This is a genomic window from Streptomyces sp. bgisy159, assembly GCF_057707805.1.
On sequence record NZ_JBYIQX010000004.1, the window covers coordinates 196,773 to 214,128 of the forward strand.

The window sequence follows — 17,356 nt, forward strand, 5'->3', positions numbered from 1 at the left end:
GTTCAGTCGCCCGCCGCCTGGAGCGCGCTCACGGTCGCGGCCGGCCCGCCGTCCTTCCGGGCGACGGCGCCGTACGACCACGGGAAGTCGAACGCGGGCGCCGAGCCGCCGGGCAGGGTGTAGGCGGCGGTGTCCGCGGCGATGGAGTCCCGCCCCTCAGCGCCGCGCACATAGGTGAGGGTGAAGGAGGCGGCGCCCTGTCCTGCCAGGGTGAGCGGTTGGGCGCGGGCGGCCGGGTGGCGCGGCACCGGGACCGCCGCACCGGCCGCCGTCAGCCGGACCTCGGGGAACCCCTCAAGGGTGCAGTCCGCCCCGGTGTTGGTGATCGTGACGGTGACGCTGCCGGTGTCACCGGCAGCCGGGGCGGCGTTGACGGGGCCGAGCTGCGAGTCGAGCGCCTCGGCGGTGCAAGGGTGGGTGGCCGTGGCCGGGGCCTGCCCGTCGTCGGTCCCGCCCGCGGCGGCACTCGTGCCGCCGTCGGCGCCGCTGGTGCCTCCGCTGTCGCAGCCGGTCAGCAGCAGAGCCGCGGCGAGGGCGCCGAGGGCGGTGAGAGCGGCAAGGGAGGTGCGGCCCTTGGTGCGGGGGAGCGGTCCGGAGCGCATCGTGGCTGTCCTCGGGGTCGTGAGGTGCGTGGGTTACTTGGTCGCCGGTGTCGTCGACCTGTGTTGTCATCTTGTGCCGCTGTCCTGCGCCGTCGACCTGCGCCGTCGACCTGCGCCGCTGTCCTGCGCCGTAGACGTGCGTTGCCGACCTGTCTGCCGACCTGCGTTGCCGACCTGCGTTGCCGACCTCCGCAGTCGGCGAAGGGGCCTACGGGCCGACGGCCGGCGTCTGCGACGCCATTGCCTCCGGCAGCCCGGACGGCAGGCTGCCCTCGCCCGCCTTGCGGTACGTCTCGGTGCCGACCGCGCTGTCCCAGGTCACCTTGAGCGTGTCGCCGCCGACGGAGTCGACCTCGCCGACGACGCGGTCCTTCCTGCCGCTGGCGCAGCCCAGCCGGAAGACCCGCGTCCCCGACTCCTCGCCCAGGGTGCCCTTGCAGACGGTCCCGCCGGTCGCGTAGAGGGCGGCCTTGTCGCCGATCGCCATCAGGACGACGGCCTCGCCGCCGTCCGTGGCCAGCCAGCTGCCCTCCAGCGGCCCCGCGGAGGCGGACGCGGACGCCGTGGGATTCGCCGAGCCGTCGCCGGAACCGCCGCTCGAAGCCCCGCCGGTGGCGCCGCCGTCCGCCGTCGCCGTGGTGCCCGGGGCGGCGGAGGAACCGTCGTCCGAGCCACCGCCGCCGCAGGCCGTCAGCGTCACCGCCAGCGCACCGGCCAGCGCGACGCCCGCGGCCCACGTCCGCCGGCGGGCCTCAGGACCCCGCCGGGTCGAGTACATCACTGAAGTCACAGCAACTCCCCAAACACGCTGAGCCCGGCGGAAGACCCCGGAGAGGCCCACCCCTCCGGCAGGTCCGCAGCAAGCTACCAGGCACTACCAGGAGGACTTCCGCACCCCCGGCAGGTGCCCCGCGTGCGCCTGCGACCGCAGGCTCACCCGGGACAGCCCGAACGTCCGGAAGTACCCACGGGGACGCCCGTCCACCTGGTCCCGGTTGCGCACCCGGGTGGCGCTCGCGTCGCGCGGCTGGCGGCGCAGCTCCGCCTGGGCGGCGGCCCGCTCCTCGGCCGTCGACGTCGGACGGCGGACGATCTCCTTCAGCTCGGCCCGGCGGGCGGCGTACCGCGCGACGGTCTCCCGTCGCTTCTCGTTCTTCGCGATCTTGCTCTTCTTCGCCATCAGACCCGCACCCCCCGTGCGCGGATCCGGGCCACCGCGGCCTCGATCCCGAGCGCGTCGACCGTCTTGATCCCCTTGGTGCTCAGCCGCAGCCGGACGTACCGCCCCTCGCTCGGCAGCCAGTAGCGCTTGGACTGGATGTTGGGGTCGAAGCGGCGGGAGGTCCGCCGGTGGGAGTGGGAGACGCGGTTGCCGAAGCCGGGCCGGGTGCCGGTCAGCATGCAGTGAGCGGACATGGGTGACGTACCTCTCCTGGGGCGAGGGTGGTAATGGGATTCATTTTCAGTAAGATAGCAGCATGGCACGCAACGAACTCCGCCCGGTCATCAGGCTCCGGTCCACGGTGGGGACCGGCTACACCTACGTGACCCGCAAGAACCGCCGCAACGACCCGGACCGCATGACCCTGCGCAAGTACGACCCGGTCGCCGGCCGCCACGTCGACTTCCGAGAGGAGCGCTGACCACCGCCATGCGCAACGGAATCCACCCGCCGTACGGTCCCGTCGTCTTCCGGGACCGGGCAGCGAACCACGCCTTCCTGACCCGCTCCACCATGACGAGCGAGAAGACGATCGAGTGGGCGGACGGCGGCACCTACCCCGTCGTCGACGTCGAGATCTCGAACGTCAGCCACCCCTTCTACACCGGCACCGCCCGCGTCCTGGACACCGCCGGACGCGTCGAGCGCTTCGAGCGCCGGTACGGGAAGAAGGGCTGATGCTCCCCGTCGTGATCGTCGGCGGGCTGCACGCCGACGCCCGCCGGGCGGCGGTCGACCGGCTGCTCGCCGACGTCACCGGCGCGGTCGTGCTCCACCACGACCTGGCCACGGCCGGCGCCGGGACCGTCGTACGGACGATCCGCGACGCAGGCGGCGTTCTCGCGGCCGGTGAGGCACCCCTGGTCAACGACTGCGCGTGCTGCGCGCTGCGCGAGGACCTGGTGCCCGAGCTGCGCCGGCTCGCCGAGGACGGGGTGACGCGGCTCGCGGTGGTCGAGCTGTGGGACTCCGTCGAGCCGAAGGCGATGGCCGAGGTCGTCGTCGCGGGAGGGCTCACGGTCACCGGCGTGATCACGGCCGTCGACCCGGCGCTGGTGCTGCCGTACCTCGGCAACGGAGACGACCTGGCCGAGCGCGGCCTCGCGGCGGCCGCAACCGACCGGCGCACCGTGGCCGACACCTTCGCGCGGCAGCTGGAGTACGCCCCGGTCCTCGCCGTTCTCGCCTCCCCGGAGGCCGACGACGAGGACCACGAGCTGCTGGCGCAGCTCCATCCGACGGCCCGCCGCGTCCTCGTACGGGACGGACGGCCGGGCGGGCCGCCGGGCAGCGCGGGCTCCGACGCCGCGGCGGACGCCACGACGCCCCGGGGGAGCGCGCCGGGGGCACCGCCGGCTGCACGTGCAAACGCCGAACCGCCCCTTCCGGCCCCGCCGGCTTCCCCGACCCCGCCGGCCTCCCCGGGCTCCCCGACCCCTCCGACTCACCTTGTCTCCCCGATCCCACCCTCGCCCGACCCCTCCCCCCTCGCCGCAGCCGCCCTGGCGGGGTTCGACGTGGAGGCGGCTGCCGCCGCCCAGCACCCCGCCTGTGCCCTGCTGCCCGCCGAGGCCGACGCGCACGGCGTGGGGACGTTCGTCTGGCGCCGCCACCGCCCCTTCCACCCGGAGCGGCTGTACGCGGCGTTGGAGGACCTGACCTGCGCCGCCGCCCGCAGCCGGGGCCGGTTCTGGCTCGCGGACCGGCCCGACACACTGCTCCACTGGGACGCGGCCGGGGGTGCCCTGTGCGTGGAGTCGGCCGGCCCCTGGCTGGCCGCGCTGCCCGACGCGGCCTGGGACATGGTGCCGGCGGTGCGCCGTGCCGCCGCCGCGATGGACTGGCACCCCGAGCACGGCGACCGCTGCCAGCACCTCGTCTTCACCTCGCCCGGCCTCGACCGCGACGGACTGGCCCGGCTGCTGGAGTCCTGCCTGCTCACCGAGGCCGAGTACGCCGCCGGCCGGGACGCCTGGAAGCGGCTGCCGCCCGCCTTCGACACCTTGCTGGAGATCTGACCCATGCCCGCCAAGCGCGACCGCAAGCCCACCACCGGACACCGGCCCAACCCGCTGGACCAGGCCGGGATCACCTACATCGACTACAAGGACACCGACCTGCTGCGGAAGTTCGTCTCCGACCGCGGCAAGATCCGCAGTCGGCGGGTGACCCGGGTGACGTCCCAGCAGCAGCGACTGCTGGCCCGGGCGATCAAGAACGCCCGTGAGATGGCCCTCCTGCCCTACGGCTCACGCTAGGGCCCGCACCCGGGATCTGCACCGGGCCCCGCCCCCCGGACCAGTGCAAGGGGACCTGCACCAGGGACCTCCCTCCCCCACGGAGCTGCACAAAAGGGACCTGCCCCACGGACCTGCCCCACGGACCCCCACGGACCTGCCCCACGGACCAGCCGCCCCCAACCGACCGCCCCGGCCGGCCTCTCCCCCGTCGGCCGGGGCGGTCTGCGCTCGTCGCCGGTCCTGGACCGGTGCCGCCCGTGGGAGTGTTTCCGGCCACCGGTCCACCAGGGCCCGGCGGCTCGCCCCACCACGGACCCGACGATGAGATGACCCCCGGGACCGCCGTGGGTATGACCCCGGCCTCGGCCTCGGGCATGACCCGGCCGTCGTCCGCGTGGACCGGTCCCCCTCCCGGCGGACCTCGGGGCCAGTCCCGTCACCAGGCGAAACATCCGTTCGGCCCAGGTCGTGCCGGCCCGTGGCGCCCCCAATACCACGGAACGGATGCCCGCCGTCCGGTGAACCGGAGCCGATCCGGCCGCCCCCCGCTCACAGAACCGTCATTTGAACGCTGGAACATGGACCGCGTCGCACGCGTCTCTTCTAGTGCGCGAAGGGCTCTGGCTCTGCGCGAGGGGTTCGATCGGGCGATCCGCCGCAGCGGGCACAGCATGGGCCGCGGGCTTCGGGGCAGGCGCTTCGGTAAAGCGGGCGTCAACGCTGTAACCGCGGGACCACCCCGCGTGCACGTGCATTTGCTCGCGCATCTGCACATGAACGGGGTTATGATCCGGGACAGTTGACCATCGCATCAATGGCCACACCAGCCAGTGCACCATCAGGGAGCGACCTGTGGACCACGACGTTGACGGGGGACGCGACGTGTACAACGGCATGACGGCCACACAGCTGCACGGGGTTGCCTGGCAGAAGAGCAGGCACAGTAATTCGCAGGGTTCGTGCGTGGAGTTCGCGCGGCTGCCGGGCGGCGACGTCGCCGTCCGCAACTCGCGCTTCCCCGACGGCCCGGCGCTCGTCTACACCCGCGCGGAGATCGAGGCGATGCTGCTCGGCGTCAAGGACGGTGAATTCGATCACCTGGTGGCCGGCTGACGGCCGGCGACCCTGGCGCGCCCGTCGTGTGTGACGCGCGTAGAAACGCGGCGCCGCAGTGCGCCGCGTTCCTCTACTCCGCCGGGGCGTGTACCCGGAACAGCGCCCAGACGACCTTGCCGCCCAGGGTGCCGGCCAGCGGGTGCCAGCCCCAGCCGTCGGCGAAGGAGTCGACGAGGAAGAGGCCGCGCCCCGACTCCGCCGAGAAGTCCTCGGTGTCGCGCGCGACGGGGCTGTCCTCGCCCGGGTCCCGCACCGCACACACCAGCCGTCCGGTCCACCGCATCAGGTGCAGTCGTACCGCGGCGCCGCGCTCGGGCGGGCACAGGCCGGGCGTGCGCGGCTCGGGCACGGAGGGCAGGCCGTGCCGCAGGGCGTTGGTGACGAGTTCGGAGACCACCAGGCAGACGTCGTCGGAGCGATCGTCGACGCCCCACTGGTCGAGGGTCTTCCGGGTGAACTGTCTCGCCTCGCGCACCGCTTCGTAGCGGGCGGCCAGGGCGCAGGAGGCGGCGTCGGAGACGGCTGCGGGATCCAACGGCGGAAGGCCCTGCCGTAACGGCTTGAGCATGGTCGATCCATTCGTCCCCATGCGAGGCACTCCCGGGAATTCGCGGTCGTTGCGATGCAGCGGTGGCGCGGGACCATGGTTTCGGATGCGTACACCAGATGCAAGAGCAGATGCACGTGCACGTGACCGAATTGGACCTGACCGTACCGCTTCTTGGCCATTTTTTCCGCCATCTTCCTGCCGCTCGGCGGCTCCCTCCGTGTCCTTCCGCGCGTGTTCCGGGGTCCCGCCCCGGTGTGCCCTCGCCCTCAAGCTTTGGCTTCTTTCCGTCTCTGTAATCGGGCGAGTACTGCTCGGAGTGTTTTAGTGGCAGACTTCGGCCCCTGAAGACGGTTGGGGAGGCTGGCGAACGTGAGCGCGGGAGAGCCCGGATCGGTGGTGCGACGCATGCTGCTCGGCTCGCAACTCAGGCGACTGCGTGAGTCACGTGGCATCACGCGCGAGGCCGCGGGTTACTCGATCCGCGCCTCGGAGTCGAAGATCAGCCGGATGGAGCTGGGCCGGGTGAGCTTCAAGACGCGAGACGTCGAAGACCTGTTGACGCTGTACGGCATCACGGACGAGGCGGAGCGCGCGGCGCTCGTCGGACTCGCCCGCGAGGCCAACGTGGCGGGCTGGTGGCACAGCTACTCCGACGTCCTGCCCAGCTGGTTCCCCACCTATGTCGGCCTGGAGGGCGCGGCCTCCCTGATCCGCGCCTACGAGGTGCAGTTCGTGCACGGCCTGCTGCAGACCGAGGCGTACGCGCACGCGGTCGTCAGCCGGGGCATGAAGGGTGCGAGCGCCGCCGACATCGACCGGCGGGTGGCGTTGCGCCTGGAGCGGCAGAAGTACCTGGTCTCCGAGAACGCCCCCGAGTTCCACGTCGTCCTCGACGAGGCCGCGCTGCGCCGGCCCTACGGTGACCGCGAGGTGATGCGCGGCCAGCTCCAGCACCTCATCGACGTCTCCGAGCAGTCCAACGTGCGGCTCCAGGTCATGCCGTTCAGCCTCGGCGGCCACTCCGGCGAGTCCGGCGCCTTCACCATCCTCAGCTTCCCGGAGTCCGACCTGTCGGACGTGGTCTACCTGGAGCAGCTGACCAGCGCGCTTTACCTGGACAAGCGCGAGGACGTCGCCCAGTACGAGCAGGCGCTCAAGGAACTCCAGCAGGACAGCCCCGGGCCGGACGAGAGCCGGGACCTGCTGCGCGGGCTGCTGCAGCTGTCGTAGGGGACAACCCTCGATTTCCGTGCGGGACAGGGTCGTTCTGAAACGAGCACGCCAACTGACCTGATTCGTCAGTACGATGACACGTGATCAGAGCGCGAGCGCCCCGGCGGCAAGGGATTGAGGGATCACATGTCGTCCTGCTTCACCGACCTGGCCCTGCAGTACATCGGCGGTGAGTGGCGCCCGGGTACCGGCTCCTGGGACATCATCGACGTCAATCCGTACGACGGGACCAAGCTGGCCTCGATCACCATCGCCACCATCGACGAGGTCGACCAGGCCTACCGCGCCGCCGAACGCGCGCAGCACGCCTGGGCGGCGACCAACCCCTACACCCGGCGGGACGTCTTCGAACGCGCCCTTCGGCTGGTCGAGGACCGGGAGCGGGAGATCACCGAGGCGATCATCGCCGAGCTGGGCGGTACTCACCTCAAGGCCGGTTTCGAGATCGGCCTCGCCAAGGAGTTCCTGCGCGAGGCGGCTCAGCTGACGCTGCGCTCCGAGGGCCGGCTGCTCCCCTCGCCCATCGAGGGCAAGGAGAACCGCCTCTACCGCGAGCCGGTCGGCGTCGTCGGCGTGATCAGCCCCTTCAACTTCCCCTTCCTCCTGTCGATCAAGCCGGTCGCTTCCGCGCTCGCCCTGGGCAACGGCGTCGTCCTCAAGCCGCACCAGGACACTCCCGTCGTCGGCGGCACGCTGATCGCCAGGCTCTTCGAGGACGCCGGTCTGCCGCCCGGGCTGCTGAACGTCGTCCTCACCGACATAGCCGAGATAGGCGACGCCTTCATCGAGCACCCGGTGCCCAAGGTGATCTCCTTCACCGGCTCCGACAAGGTCGGCCGCCACATCGCCACCGTGTGCGCGGCCCAGCTCAAGCGGACCGTCCTCGAACTGGGCGGCAACAGCGCACTGGTGGTCCTCGACGACGCCGACATCGGCTACGCGGTCGACGCGGCCGTCTTCAGCCGGTACGTCGACCAGGGCCAGGTCTGCATGGCCGCGAACCGGGTGCTGGTGGACCGGTCGGTGGCCGAGGAGTTCACCGAGAAGTTCGTCGCCAAGGTCAGAACCCTGAAGACCGGGGACCCGAGCGACCCGCAGACCGTCATCGGCCCGGTCATCAACTCCCTCCAGGCCAACGCCGTGACCGCCGCCGTCGACCAGGCCGTGGCCGAGGGCGCCACGGTCCTGGTGCGCGGCGAGGCGTCCGACAACCTCGTGGGCCCGTCGGTCCTCACGGACGTCCCGGCCCACTCGGCCCTCCTCCACAAGGAGATCTTCGGCCCCCTCGCCCTCGTCGTCCCATTCGACGGTGAGGAGGAGGCCATCCGCATCGTCAACGACACGCCCTACGGCCTCAGCGGCGCCGTCCACACCGCCGACATCGAACGGGGTGTCGCGTTCGCCAAGCGCGTCGACACCGGGATGTTCCACGTCAACGACGGCACCATCCACGACGAGCCGCTCGTCCCCTTCGGCGGCGAGAAGCACTCCGGGATCGGCCGCCTCAACGGCGAGACGACCCTGGACGCGTTCACGACCCTGAAGTGGATCTCGGTCCAGCGGGGCCGGAGCCGGTTCCCGTTCTGACCCCGTCCGCGCCGGCGCCGGAAAGCCGGGCCCCACGACTCCTCGCGATGCGGTGCACGTCCGTCAGCGCCTCGTGCATCCGCGCCAGCACGTACCGCAGTTGCGCGGGTGTCGCGCGCCGGTCCGCGAGCAGGTCGGCGGCGTGCCCGAGCAGATCGCCCGCCATGGCCAGCTGCGTGACCTCCAGGGTGTCCGCGAGCCGCGACACGTAGCCGGTGCCGTCGCCGACGACGTAGCAGGGCTTCCCGTCCTGCCCGGCCCACGGCAGCAGCCGGGCCGGAGCGCTCCCTTCCGTCATGTCGCCGCCTCCCGCCGCGGCGCCGGGCGCGGAGGCCCCTGCGGGACCCCCAGCGACCCCACCCCGATCCCGAGCGGTTTCCGGGACGCCCTGAAGAGACGGGCGATACGGTGGTTCACGTCGTCAGCTCCTTCACGCTTGTTGTCGCTTGTTGATGACCACGCCCCCGGACCGGTGCCACGGTCGAGGGGGCTTCGCTTTCTGTGACGAATCAGTCACACTCTGCGGCAATCGGGGCTAGCCTCGCCAGAGGGGACGAGGTGACAGACGTTTTGTCACAGGGGAGTTGATCCGATGGGCACCATCTACGGCGACTGGCTCCGTCAGCGGCGCGAGGCGAAGGGCCTCACCCAGCAGGAACTCGCCGACCGGGCCGTCATGACCCGTTCGCACATCGCCCACATCGAGGCGGGGCGCCGGGTCCCGTCGAGGGAGGACGCGCGCCGACTGGACCGGGCGCTGGGCACGGGGAATGTGCTGAGCAGCTTTCTGCCGCGGGACGACGTGGCGATCGCCGACTACTTCGAGGCGGTACGCGTACTCGAACAGCAGGCGTCGATGATCAGGGAGTTCTCCCCGGCCTATGTCCCTGGGATTCTGCAGACGGAAAGGTACGCGCGTGCGGTTCTGAGCTCGGCGTTCCCTCCGGTGAGTGACGAGGAGTGTGACAGGCGCCTCGTCACACGCCTGGAGCGCGGGAAGATCCTCGAAGACCCGGTGGCCCCCGTGGTGTGGGTGCTACTGGACGAAGCCGTGCTCAGGCGCCCCGTGTGCAACCGGGAAGTGATGGCCGAGCAGATCACGCACCTCGTCCGGCTCGTCGAGGCCCGACGTATCCGGGTGCATGTGCTGCCGTTCGCCGTGGGCCTCTACCCCTTGCAGGACGGTGACCTCAGACTGATGTGGTTCGAGGACCAGCCGCCGTTGGCGTACACGGAGGGCCAGGGGATGGGGAAGCTTCATGATTCCCCGTCGGTGATCCACGAGTTGAGGAATCGCTACGATCTCGCGCTGAGCGACGCGTTGCCGCTGATGGACTCACTGGCTCTGCTCAGGGCCACCGCGAAGGAGTACGGACACCATGACTGACCGAAGCATCCCGGACGCCGCGGCTCTGAGCGGCTGGCGCAAGTCTTCCCACAGCAGTCCGAACGCCGACAACTGCCTCGAAGTCCTCGACACCCACCCCGCCGGCATACCCGTACGCGACTCCAAGAACCCCCACGGCCCCGCCCTGCTCTTCACGGCGTCCCCCTGGGCCGTCTTCGTCGGGGCCGTGAAAATCGGAGAGCCCCCGACGGGCATTGCGGACAGTATCTGACCGCAAGGGTCCGTAACGTCGTCGGTGTCAGGCAGGGGGCAGGAACCCCGGCGGCTCCGGCGAAAGGCAGACGGTCATGGTCATGCACGTTCCCTCGGCAGAGTGCGGTGACGAGCGCGGGGCGCTGCTGGCGTTCCTGGAGGAGCAGCGCGGCGGCATCCGCCGTTCGGTGCTGGGGCTGACGGAGGAGCAGGCGTCCTCCCGGCCCAGCGCCAGTGAGCTGTCGCTGGCGGGGCTGGTCAAGCACGTCGCGGAGGTGGAGCAGGGCTGGGTCGCGCTGGCCAAGGGCGAGGAACGGGCCGTGCAGCGGGACCAGTCGAACTGGCACGAGTGCTTCCTGCTGGTGGGCGACGAGACCGTCGAGTCGCAGCTGGCGTACTGGGAGAAGGTCGCCGCCGAGACGGAGGCGTTCGTGCGGTCGGTGCCGAGCCTGGACGACAGCTTCCCGCTGCCCAGCGAGCCGTGGTTCCCGCCGGGTGAGCGCGTCTCCGTGCGCTGGCTGATGCTGCACCTGGTCCGTGAGACGGCCCGGCACGCCGGCCACGCCGACATCATCCGGGAGTCGCTGGACGGGAAGACGGCGTTCGAGCTGGTGGCGCAGGCGCAGCAGGGCTAGGGCCCGGTCCCGTGGAACGGGTGTGCCGGATCTAACCTGGTCGGCATGTCAGCGATCCGTCTCCTCGTGCTGGGCGCGGTGCGCCAGCACGGGCGGGCCCACGGCTACCAGGTGCGCTCCGACCTGGAGTACTGGGGCGCCCACGAGTGGTCCAACGCCAAGCCCGGCTCGATCTACCACGCCCTGAAGCAGCTGGCGAAGCAGGGACTGCTGCGCGCGCACGAGACCGCCCCGTCCACGGTCGGCGGCCCGCCCCGCGTCGAGTACGAGATCACCGGGGCGGGCACCGAGGAGTATCTGCGGCTGGTGCGCGACGCGCTGACGTCGTACGACCAGAAGGTGGACATGAAGTCCGCGGCGATCGGCTTCATGGTGGACCTCCCGCGCGGTGAGGCGGTGGCGCTGCTCCGGGAGCGGATCCGGCGGATCGAGGAGTGGCGCGCGGCCGTCACCGAGCACTACGTCCCCGAGGACGGGCCCGAACAGCTCGGGCACATCGGCGAGATCATGAACCTGTGGGTCCACACGGCCGACGCCGAGGCCGAGTGGACGCGGGGGCTGATCGAGCGCGTCGAGCGCGGTGCCTACACCTTCGCCGGCGAGGGCGAGCCGTTCGTCGGCGTCCTCGCCGAGGGTCAGCAGAACCCGTGGGCGACGGGGGAGCGTCACCCCGGGGACGATCGCTAATCAAGTTTGACCAGTGCAGGGTGCACCGCTACTCTGACGGTGCTAGTCAAGTTTGACTAATGGAGGAGCGGAAGACGTGACGGATCTCGCGATCAGCGTCGAGCGGGCCCGCAAGAGATACGGCGGGAAATCCGCGCTGGACGGCCTCGACCTGCGGGTCGCCCCGGGCACCGTGCACGGGGTGCTCGGACCCAACGGCGCGGGCAAGACCACCCTCGTCCGCGTCCTGTCCACGCTGCTGCGACCCGACTCCGGCCGGATCACGGTGGCCGGCCACGACGTCGTCAGCCAGGCACGTGCGGTACGCCGGAGCATCGGACTGCTCGGCCAGCACGCCGCGCTGGACGAGGACCTCGGCGGCCGCCAGAACCTGGAGCTGTTCGGCCGCCTCCACCACCTGGGCGCCCGCCACGCGCGCGTGCGTGCCGGCGAACTCCTGGAGCGCTTCGACCTCGCCGACACCGGCCGCAAGCCGGTGCGCGCCTACAGCGGCGGTATGCGGCGCCGCCTCGACCTCGCCGCCTCCCTCATCACCGAGCCCCGGGTCCTCTTCCTCGACGAGCCCACCACCGGCCTCGACCCGCGCGGCCGGGCCGAGGTCTGGGCCTCCGTCCGCTCCCTCGTCGGCGGCGGGACCACGGTGCTGCTCACCACCCAGTACCTGGAGGAGGCCGACCAGCTCGCCGACCGCATCGCGGTCGTCGACGCCGGCCGGGTCGTCGCCGACGGCACGGCCGACGAGCTGAAGGCGATGACCGGCGGCGACCGCATCGACGTCACCCTGCGCCGCGCGGGCGACCTGGGCGCCGCCGTCGCCCTGCTGCCGGTGCCCGCGTCCGGCGTCACCGTCGACGCCGACCGGCGGCTGCTCAGCGCGCCCGTCACCGACCGCATGGCCGCCCTCGCCGGGGTGCTGCGGGCCCTGACGGACGCCGGCATAGAGGCCGAGGACATCGCCCTGCGCCGCCCCACCCTCGACGAGGTGTTCCTGCACCTGACCGCAGACCCGGTGAAGGAGACCGTATGACCGCCCACGTCGTCACCGACTGCTGGACCATGACCCGCCGCGAACTCGCCCACTGGGCCCGCCAGCCCGTCCGGGTGGCCGTCGGCGTGCTCTTCTCCGTGCTGCTCCTGCTGATGTTCGGCTACCTCGTCGGCGGCGGCCGGGGCGTCGACGGCGAGTACCTCGACTACCTGGTGCCCGGCATGCTCGCCCTCACGATGGCGTTCGGCCTGGAGTCGACCATGCTCGCCGTCACCCAGGACCTCGACAAGGGCGTCGTCGACCGCTTCCGCTCCCTGCCGATGGCCAACGGCGCCGTCCTGGTGGGCCGGTCGGCCGCCGACATGCTGCAGTCCGTGCTCGCCCTCGCCGTGATGGTCGCGGTGGCCTTCGCCCTCGGCTGGCGCGTCCACGGGGGCCCCGCCGCCTTCCTCGGCGCGCTCGGCCTGCTCCTGCTGTTCCGGTTCGCCATGCTGTGGATCGGCATCCACCTGGCCCTGGTCGCCGGGCGGCCGGAGATGGTGCAGACCGTGCAGATCCTGGTCTGGCCGGTCGGCTTCCTGTCCAACGCCTTCGCCACGCCCGACGCCATGCCCGGCTGGCTGGGCACCGCCGTCGAGTGGAACCCGCTGTCCCAGACGGCCACGGCGGTGCGGGACCTGTTCGACGGCCCCGGCGGCGAGGCCGGACACCTCTGGGCGGCCGTCGTATGGCCGCTCGGGCTGCTGGCGGTGTTCCTGCCGCTGGCGGTACGCCGGTTCGCCCGGCTGGACCGCTGACCGGGGGGAGCGCGGCGGCAGGTGGTGCTCCGGGACCCGGGCTTGCACCTCACGCGACGTGAGGACCCATGGTGGACCACGTACCGAGAAGGGAGCGGAAGTGAGCCACCCCGCAGGACAGGACTACTCCGTGGGCCAGGTCGCCGGCTTCGCCGGGGTCACGGTGCGCACCCTGCACCACTACGACGACATCGGCCTGCTCGTCCCCAGCGAGCGCAGCCACGCGGGCCACCGGCGTTACACCGACGCCGATCTCGACCGGCTGCAGCAGATCCTGTTCTACCGGGAGCTCGGCTTCCCGCTCGACGAGGTCGCCGTCCTGCTCGACGACCCGGACGCGGACCCGCGCGCACACCTGCGCCGGCAGCACGAACTGCTGACCGCCCGGATCGAGAAGCTGCGCAAGATGGCGGCGGCCGTGGAGCACGCCATGGAGGCACGCACGATGGGCATCAACCTCACCCCCGAGGAACGGTTCGAGGTCTTCGGCGACAAGGACCCCGAGCAGTACGCCGAGGAGACCGAGCGGCGCTGGGGCGGGACCGACGCGTACGCCGAGTCGCAGCGCCGCGCGGCCCGCTACACCAAGGAGGACTGGAAGCGCATCACGGCGGAGGTCGACGACTGGAGCCGGCGCTACACCGAGCTGGTGGCGTCGGGCCGGCCGCCGACCGGCGAGGCCGCCATGGACCTCGCCGAGGAGCACCGCGGGCACCTCGCCTCGTGGTACTTCGACTGCCCGTACGAGATGCACCGCTGCCTGGGGGAGATGTACGTCTCCGACGAGCGGTTCAAGGCGTACTACGACGGCATGCACGAGGGGCTCGCCGAGCACCTCAGGGACGCGATCCTCGCCAACGCCGACCGGCACTCGGAGTGACGTCCTGGCTCGGGGGCGGCCCTACGGTCACTCCTGGGCCAGGACCACCGCCGTGCCGTACGCGCACACCTCGGTGCCGACGTCCGACGCCTCCGTCACGTCGAAGCGGAACATCAGCACGCCGTTCGCGCCCCGCGCGCGTGCCTGCTCGACGAGGCGTTCCATCGCCTGGTTCCGCGTCTCCACGAGCGTCTTCGTCAGGCCCTTCAGCTCACCGCCGATCATCGACTTGAGACCGGCGCCGATCTGACTGCCCAGGTGCCGGGAGCGCACGGTCAGCCCGAAGACCTCGCCGATCACCTCCTGCACCCGGTACCCGGGCACGTCGTTCGTCGTCACGACCAGTACATCCGGCCGGGGTCCCTGGCCGCCGCCGTATTCCTCGATACCCATGTCCACAGCTTTGTCCGGGGGCGGGCAGGGTGCATCCTGGGATCACCCATGGAACCCGGGCCGTGGCGGCTGCGTTGTACGTTGGGGCAGCCAGCCCCACGCCCGCATCCCACAGCAGGAGCCACAGACCCGTGACCACGCTTGCGCTCGGCCCCGAGTGGCTCAGCCCGGACTATCTGATCGAGACCTTCAGCCTGCCCGGCATCCTGCTGATCGTCTTCGCCGAGTCCGGGCTGTTCGCCTTCCTGCCCGGCGACTCCCTGCTGTTCACCGCAGGTCTCTTCGTGGCCGAGGGGGACTACATCAGCCAGCCGCTGTGGCTGGTCTGCACGCTGATCGTGCTCGCCGCCGTCCTCGGCGACCAAGTCGGTTACATGATCGGCAAGTTCCTCGGCCCCAAGCTCTTCAACCGGCCCAACTCCAAGCTCTTCAAACAGGAGAACCTGGACAAGGCCCACGAGTTCATGGAGAAGTACGGCCCGAAGGCCATCGTGCTGGCCCGCTTCGTGCCCATCGTGCGCACCTTCGCGCCGATCGTGGCCGGCGCCGGCCGCATGAAGTACCGCACCTTCCTGTCGTACAACATCGTCGGCGGTGTCGCCTGGGGCACGGGTGTCACCCTCGCGGGTTACTGGCTGGGCCAGATCGACGCCATCAAGAAGAACGTCGAGGCGATCCTCGTCCTGATCGTCCTGGTCTCCGTCGTCCCGATCATCATCGAGTACCTGCGTGAACGCTCGAAGAAGAAGCGCGCCGCCGCCCAGACCCCGGCCACCCCGGCCCCGGCCGCCCAGGTCCAGCAGGCCCCGTACCCGGTGACGGACGACGCGACCACCCAGCTCCGCCGCATCCCCGCAGCCGACCCCCAGCCGCAGCCTCAGCAGCAGCCCCGGCAGCAGCCCCGGCAGTACGACCAGAACCAGTACTACGGCCAGCAGTACGGCGGGCCCGAGCAGTACCCCCAGCCCCAGCAGCAGCCCCAGGGCAACGGCTACTACCAGCAGACCAACGGCCAGTACCCGTACGACCAGAGCCAGGGGCAGGGCGGCTACTAGCCCTCGCCCTGAGGGCGCGGGGGAGCCGCGCGGACGGCCGTGCCCGCCCGGCGCTCCCGGGCGGACACGGCCGCCCGGACTCCGCCGCGCCCGCTCAGAAGCCGCGCGTCCGCTTGGCGGCCCGGCGCTTCTCCACGGACACCCGCAGGAACATCCGGGACATCTCCGAACCCAGGTTCACGCCGATCGCGATGGCCATCGCCAGCGCCGCCGCCTTGGTCAGCGAGGCGATCCCCGCGTCCACCTCGTTCTGCGCGATGGACAGCACCCCGAAGTACGTCGCCGAACCGGGCAGCAGCGGCCCGATCGCCGCGGTGGTGAACGGCAGCGCCGAAGCGAACCGGTGCCGCGCCAGCAACTGCCCGAACAGCCCGACCAACCCGGCCGCCGCGGCCGTGGCGGCGACCGGCGAGATGTCCCCCGCGTAACGCATCGCGCCGTAGACCACCCAGGCGACTCCCCCGTTGAGGGTCACCGCGACCACCGTCGACCGCTCCTGCTGCAACAGCACCGCGAAGGTCAGCGACAGCACCATGGAAGCGGCGATCTGCCACACCGGGCGCTCGACGCTGCCCAGCTGCGCGTCGGGGCTGAACCGGGCGCCCAGGTTCACGCCCAGGAAGAGCACCACGAGCACCCCGACGACGATGCCCACGAGGAAGTACATGACCTCCAGCAGACGCGCGGCGGCCGTGATGTAGAAACCGGTCAGCCCGTCCTGCACGCCCGCCACCAGCGCCCGCCCCGGCAACAGCGCGAACAGCCCACCGGTGATGACCGCGGACGCCTTCACGTCGACGTGCGCCAGGTTCAGCGCCACCCCCATCGCGGCCGGCGGCATCGCGGCGACCAGGAACTGGTAGAACTCCGGCAGCCCGCGCCCCGCGCACAACCACGCCAGCCGGTCGCCGAGCATCGCCCCGACCGCCGCCGCCACGAACACCAGCGGGCCACCGCCGACCAGCACCGAGGCCGCCCCCGCGAGCAGCCCGCTCGCCGAGGTGAGCACCCAGGTCGGGTACGGGTGCCGGTTGCGGCGTATCTCCGCCAGACGCCGGTACGCCTCCTCCAGGGAGACGCTGGTCTCCGCGTCGGTGAGGTCGTCCACCAGCCGGAACACGGCCGCCAGCCGCGTGTAGTCGGTGCCCCGGCGCCGCACCGTGCGCGACGCCGTCACCGGGTCCTCCACCAGCGACGGCTGGTACGAGATCGACAGCAGCGTGAAGGTCACGTTCGGCTCGCAGCGGTCCAGCCCGTAGCTGCGGCACACCGCGAACATGGCGGCCTCGACGTCCTCGGCGCCCTCGCCGCCCGCCAGCAGCAGCTCGCCGAGCCGCAGCGTCAGGTCGAGCACGCGCGGCACCGCCGGGACGTCCTCCTCCGCTTTCTGCACGGGTTCGGGCGCGGGCCGGTCGGCCACCGACATGCGCAGCATCGTGCGCATCCGGTGCTGCCAGGGCACGTCCCCGGCCAGAGCGACCGCCGGTATCCCGGCGGGAGGCGTGAAGGCGGGCGGGGCGTTGCGCGAGCCGTACGTGCTGGGCGGGGTGAACGCCGAGCCCTCCGGCTCGGCCGGGGGCGGATGCGGGACGTCCAGGCCCTCGGGAAGGGCGAACTCGGACGTGGTCTCCGACTCGCCGCCGCCCTTCGGGACCCCCAGCCCCCGGGGAATGGCGAACTCCGACGTCAGCTCGGCGTCGTAGACACCCTGCGCCTCGTCCGACTGTGGCTTGCGGTCCTCCGTCTCCGGCACTGAGCAACGCTCCCTGAA

23 protein-coding genes are annotated in these 17,356 nt (G+C 71.5%); 15 read left to right on the forward strand and 8 right to left on the reverse strand.

What is annotated here, in order from left to right:
- Positions 1-2: 2 nt before the first annotated feature.
- From AC3ET3_RS06550 to rpmB, 4 genes are all read right to left on the reverse strand, one after another.
- Positions 3-602, reverse strand: coding sequence for a DUF4232 domain-containing protein (locus AC3ET3_RS06550; RefSeq protein ID WP_432155984.1), 600 nt, complete (start codon positions 600-602; stop codon positions 3-5).
- 208 nt (positions 603-810) lie between these two features.
- A complete protein-coding gene (locus AC3ET3_RS06555; protein WP_432155985.1) occupies positions 811-1,392 on the reverse strand; it encodes a hypothetical protein in 582 nt (193 codons plus the stop codon).
- An 84-nt stretch (positions 1,393-1,476) separates the two neighbouring features.
- Positions 1,477-1,782, reverse strand: a complete 306-nt coding sequence (rpsN, locus tag AC3ET3_RS06560) for a 30S ribosomal protein S14 (protein ID WP_432155986.1) — start codon at positions 1,780-1,782, stop codon at positions 1,477-1,479.
- Complete coding sequence (gene rpmB, locus AC3ET3_RS06565; RefSeq protein WP_432135212.1) at positions 1,782-2,018, reverse strand: 50S ribosomal protein L28; 237 nt, start codon at positions 2,016-2,018, stop codon at positions 1,782-1,784. Before rpmB ends, rpsN begins: the two co-directional genes overlap by 1 nt.
- Positions 2,019-2,080: 62 nt before the next feature.
- On the opposite strand from rpmB, the gene rpmG reads away from it, so the two are divergent.
- The 5 genes from rpmG (at position 2,081) to AC3ET3_RS06590 (ending at position 5,177) form a co-directional block, all read left to right on the forward strand.
- Positions 2,081-2,245 carry a 50S ribosomal protein L33 gene (gene rpmG / locus AC3ET3_RS06570; protein ID WP_432135213.1) on the forward strand — a complete coding sequence of 55 codons (165 nt, stop codon included), beginning with the start codon at positions 2,081-2,083 and terminating at the stop codon, positions 2,243-2,245.
- Positions 2,246-2,253: 8 nt separating this feature from the next.
- Positions 2,254-2,502: a type B 50S ribosomal protein L31 gene (locus AC3ET3_RS06575; RefSeq protein WP_432135214.1), complete on the forward strand. Its 249-nt coding sequence runs from the start codon at positions 2,254-2,256 to the stop codon at positions 2,500-2,502.
- The gene (locus tag AC3ET3_RS06580; RefSeq protein WP_435611801.1) at positions 2,502-3,842 is read left to right on the forward strand and encodes a CobW family GTP-binding protein; all 1,341 of its coding nucleotides are present in this window, start codon (positions 2,502-2,504) and stop codon (positions 3,840-3,842) included. The genes AC3ET3_RS06575 and AC3ET3_RS06580 overlap by 1 nt, the downstream gene beginning before the upstream one ends.
- A 3-nt stretch (positions 3,843-3,845) precedes the next feature.
- Complete coding sequence (gene rpsR, locus AC3ET3_RS06585) at positions 3,846-4,082, forward strand: 30S ribosomal protein S18 (RefSeq protein WP_432135216.1); 237 nt, start codon at positions 3,846-3,848, stop codon at positions 4,080-4,082.
- Positions 4,083-4,916: 834 nt separating this feature from the next.
- Positions 4,917-5,177 (forward strand): DUF397 domain-containing protein, encoded by a 261-nt coding sequence (locus AC3ET3_RS06590; protein WP_398866139.1) that lies wholly within the window; start codon positions 4,917-4,919, stop codon positions 5,175-5,177.
- Between the two features lie 73 nt (positions 5,178-5,250).
- Here AC3ET3_RS06590 and AC3ET3_RS06595 read toward each other — a convergent pair whose 3' ends face one another.
- Positions 5,251-5,748 (reverse strand): ATP-binding protein, encoded by a 498-nt coding sequence (locus AC3ET3_RS06595; protein WP_435611802.1) that lies wholly within the window; start codon positions 5,746-5,748, stop codon positions 5,251-5,253.
- 387 nt (positions 5,749-6,135) lie between these two features.
- On the opposite strand from AC3ET3_RS06595, the gene AC3ET3_RS06600 reads away from it, so the two are divergent.
- Positions 6,136-6,960, forward strand: coding sequence for a helix-turn-helix domain-containing protein (locus AC3ET3_RS06600; RefSeq protein WP_432135237.1), 825 nt, complete (start codon positions 6,136-6,138; stop codon positions 6,958-6,960).
- Between the two features lie 129 nt (positions 6,961-7,089).
- A complete protein-coding gene (locus tag AC3ET3_RS06605; RefSeq protein WP_435611803.1) occupies positions 7,090-8,550 on the forward strand; it encodes an aldehyde dehydrogenase family protein in 1,461 nt (486 codons plus the stop codon).
- Here the strand turns inward: AC3ET3_RS06605 and AC3ET3_RS06610 are convergent.
- The gene (locus AC3ET3_RS06610; protein ID WP_432135219.1) at positions 8,495-8,848 is read right to left on the reverse strand and encodes a hypothetical protein; all 354 of its coding nucleotides are present in this window, start codon (positions 8,846-8,848) and stop codon (positions 8,495-8,497) included. The two genes, AC3ET3_RS06605 and AC3ET3_RS06610, sit on opposite strands and share 56 nt — an antisense overlap.
- Before the next feature lie 294 nt (positions 8,849-9,142).
- Here AC3ET3_RS06610 and AC3ET3_RS06615 point away from each other — a divergent pair, with 294 nt between their 5' ends.
- The 7 genes from AC3ET3_RS06615 (at position 9,143) to AC3ET3_RS06645 (ending at position 14,137) form a co-directional block, all read left to right on the forward strand.
- Positions 9,143-9,937 (forward strand): helix-turn-helix domain-containing protein, encoded by a 795-nt coding sequence (locus AC3ET3_RS06615; RefSeq protein WP_432155991.1) that lies wholly within the window; start codon positions 9,143-9,145, stop codon positions 9,935-9,937.
- Positions 9,930-10,169, forward strand: coding sequence for a DUF397 domain-containing protein (locus tag AC3ET3_RS06620; RefSeq protein WP_435611804.1), 240 nt, complete (start codon positions 9,930-9,932; stop codon positions 10,167-10,169). Before AC3ET3_RS06615 ends, AC3ET3_RS06620 begins: the two co-directional genes overlap by 8 nt.
- 76 nt (positions 10,170-10,245) lie before the next feature.
- Complete coding sequence (locus AC3ET3_RS06625; protein ID WP_432155992.1) at positions 10,246-10,785, forward strand: DinB family protein; 540 nt, start codon at positions 10,246-10,248, stop codon at positions 10,783-10,785.
- 45 nt (positions 10,786-10,830) lie between these two features.
- Positions 10,831-11,472 (forward strand): PadR family transcriptional regulator, encoded by a 642-nt coding sequence (locus AC3ET3_RS06630; protein ID WP_432135222.1) that lies wholly within the window; start codon positions 10,831-10,833, stop codon positions 11,470-11,472.
- A 76-nt stretch (positions 11,473-11,548) separates the two neighbouring features.
- Positions 11,549-12,499 carry an ATP-binding cassette domain-containing protein gene (locus tag AC3ET3_RS06635; RefSeq protein ID WP_432135223.1) on the forward strand — a complete coding sequence of 317 codons (951 nt, stop codon included), beginning with the start codon at positions 11,549-11,551 and terminating at the stop codon, positions 12,497-12,499.
- The gene (locus tag AC3ET3_RS06640) at positions 12,496-13,257 is read left to right on the forward strand and encodes an ABC transporter permease (protein WP_435611805.1); all 762 of its coding nucleotides are present in this window, start codon (positions 12,496-12,498) and stop codon (positions 13,255-13,257) included. Before AC3ET3_RS06635 ends, AC3ET3_RS06640 begins: the two co-directional genes overlap by 4 nt.
- 100 nt (positions 13,258-13,357) lie before the next feature.
- Entirely contained in the window at positions 13,358-14,137 is a 780-nt protein-coding gene (locus tag AC3ET3_RS06645) for a MerR family transcriptional regulator (RefSeq protein WP_432135225.1), read from the forward strand.
- A gap of 27 nt (positions 14,138-14,164) precedes the next feature.
- Here AC3ET3_RS06645 and AC3ET3_RS06650 read toward each other — a convergent pair whose 3' ends face one another.
- Positions 14,165-14,530 carry a YbjQ family protein gene (locus AC3ET3_RS06650; protein ID WP_432135226.1) on the reverse strand — a complete coding sequence of 122 codons (366 nt, stop codon included), beginning with the start codon at positions 14,528-14,530 and terminating at the stop codon, positions 14,165-14,167.
- A 131-nt stretch (positions 14,531-14,661) separates the two neighbouring features.
- Here AC3ET3_RS06650 and AC3ET3_RS06655 point away from each other — a divergent pair, with 131 nt between their 5' ends.
- Positions 14,662-15,585, forward strand: coding sequence for a DedA family protein (locus AC3ET3_RS06655; protein ID WP_435611806.1), 924 nt, complete (start codon positions 14,662-14,664; stop codon positions 15,583-15,585).
- Between the two features lie 94 nt (positions 15,586-15,679).
- Here the strand turns inward: AC3ET3_RS06655 and AC3ET3_RS06660 are convergent, their stop codons facing one another.
- A complete protein-coding gene (locus AC3ET3_RS06660; protein WP_432135228.1) occupies positions 15,680-17,338 on the reverse strand; it encodes a threonine/serine exporter family protein in 1,659 nt (552 codons plus the stop codon).
- Positions 17,339-17,356 lie beyond the last annotated feature (18 nt).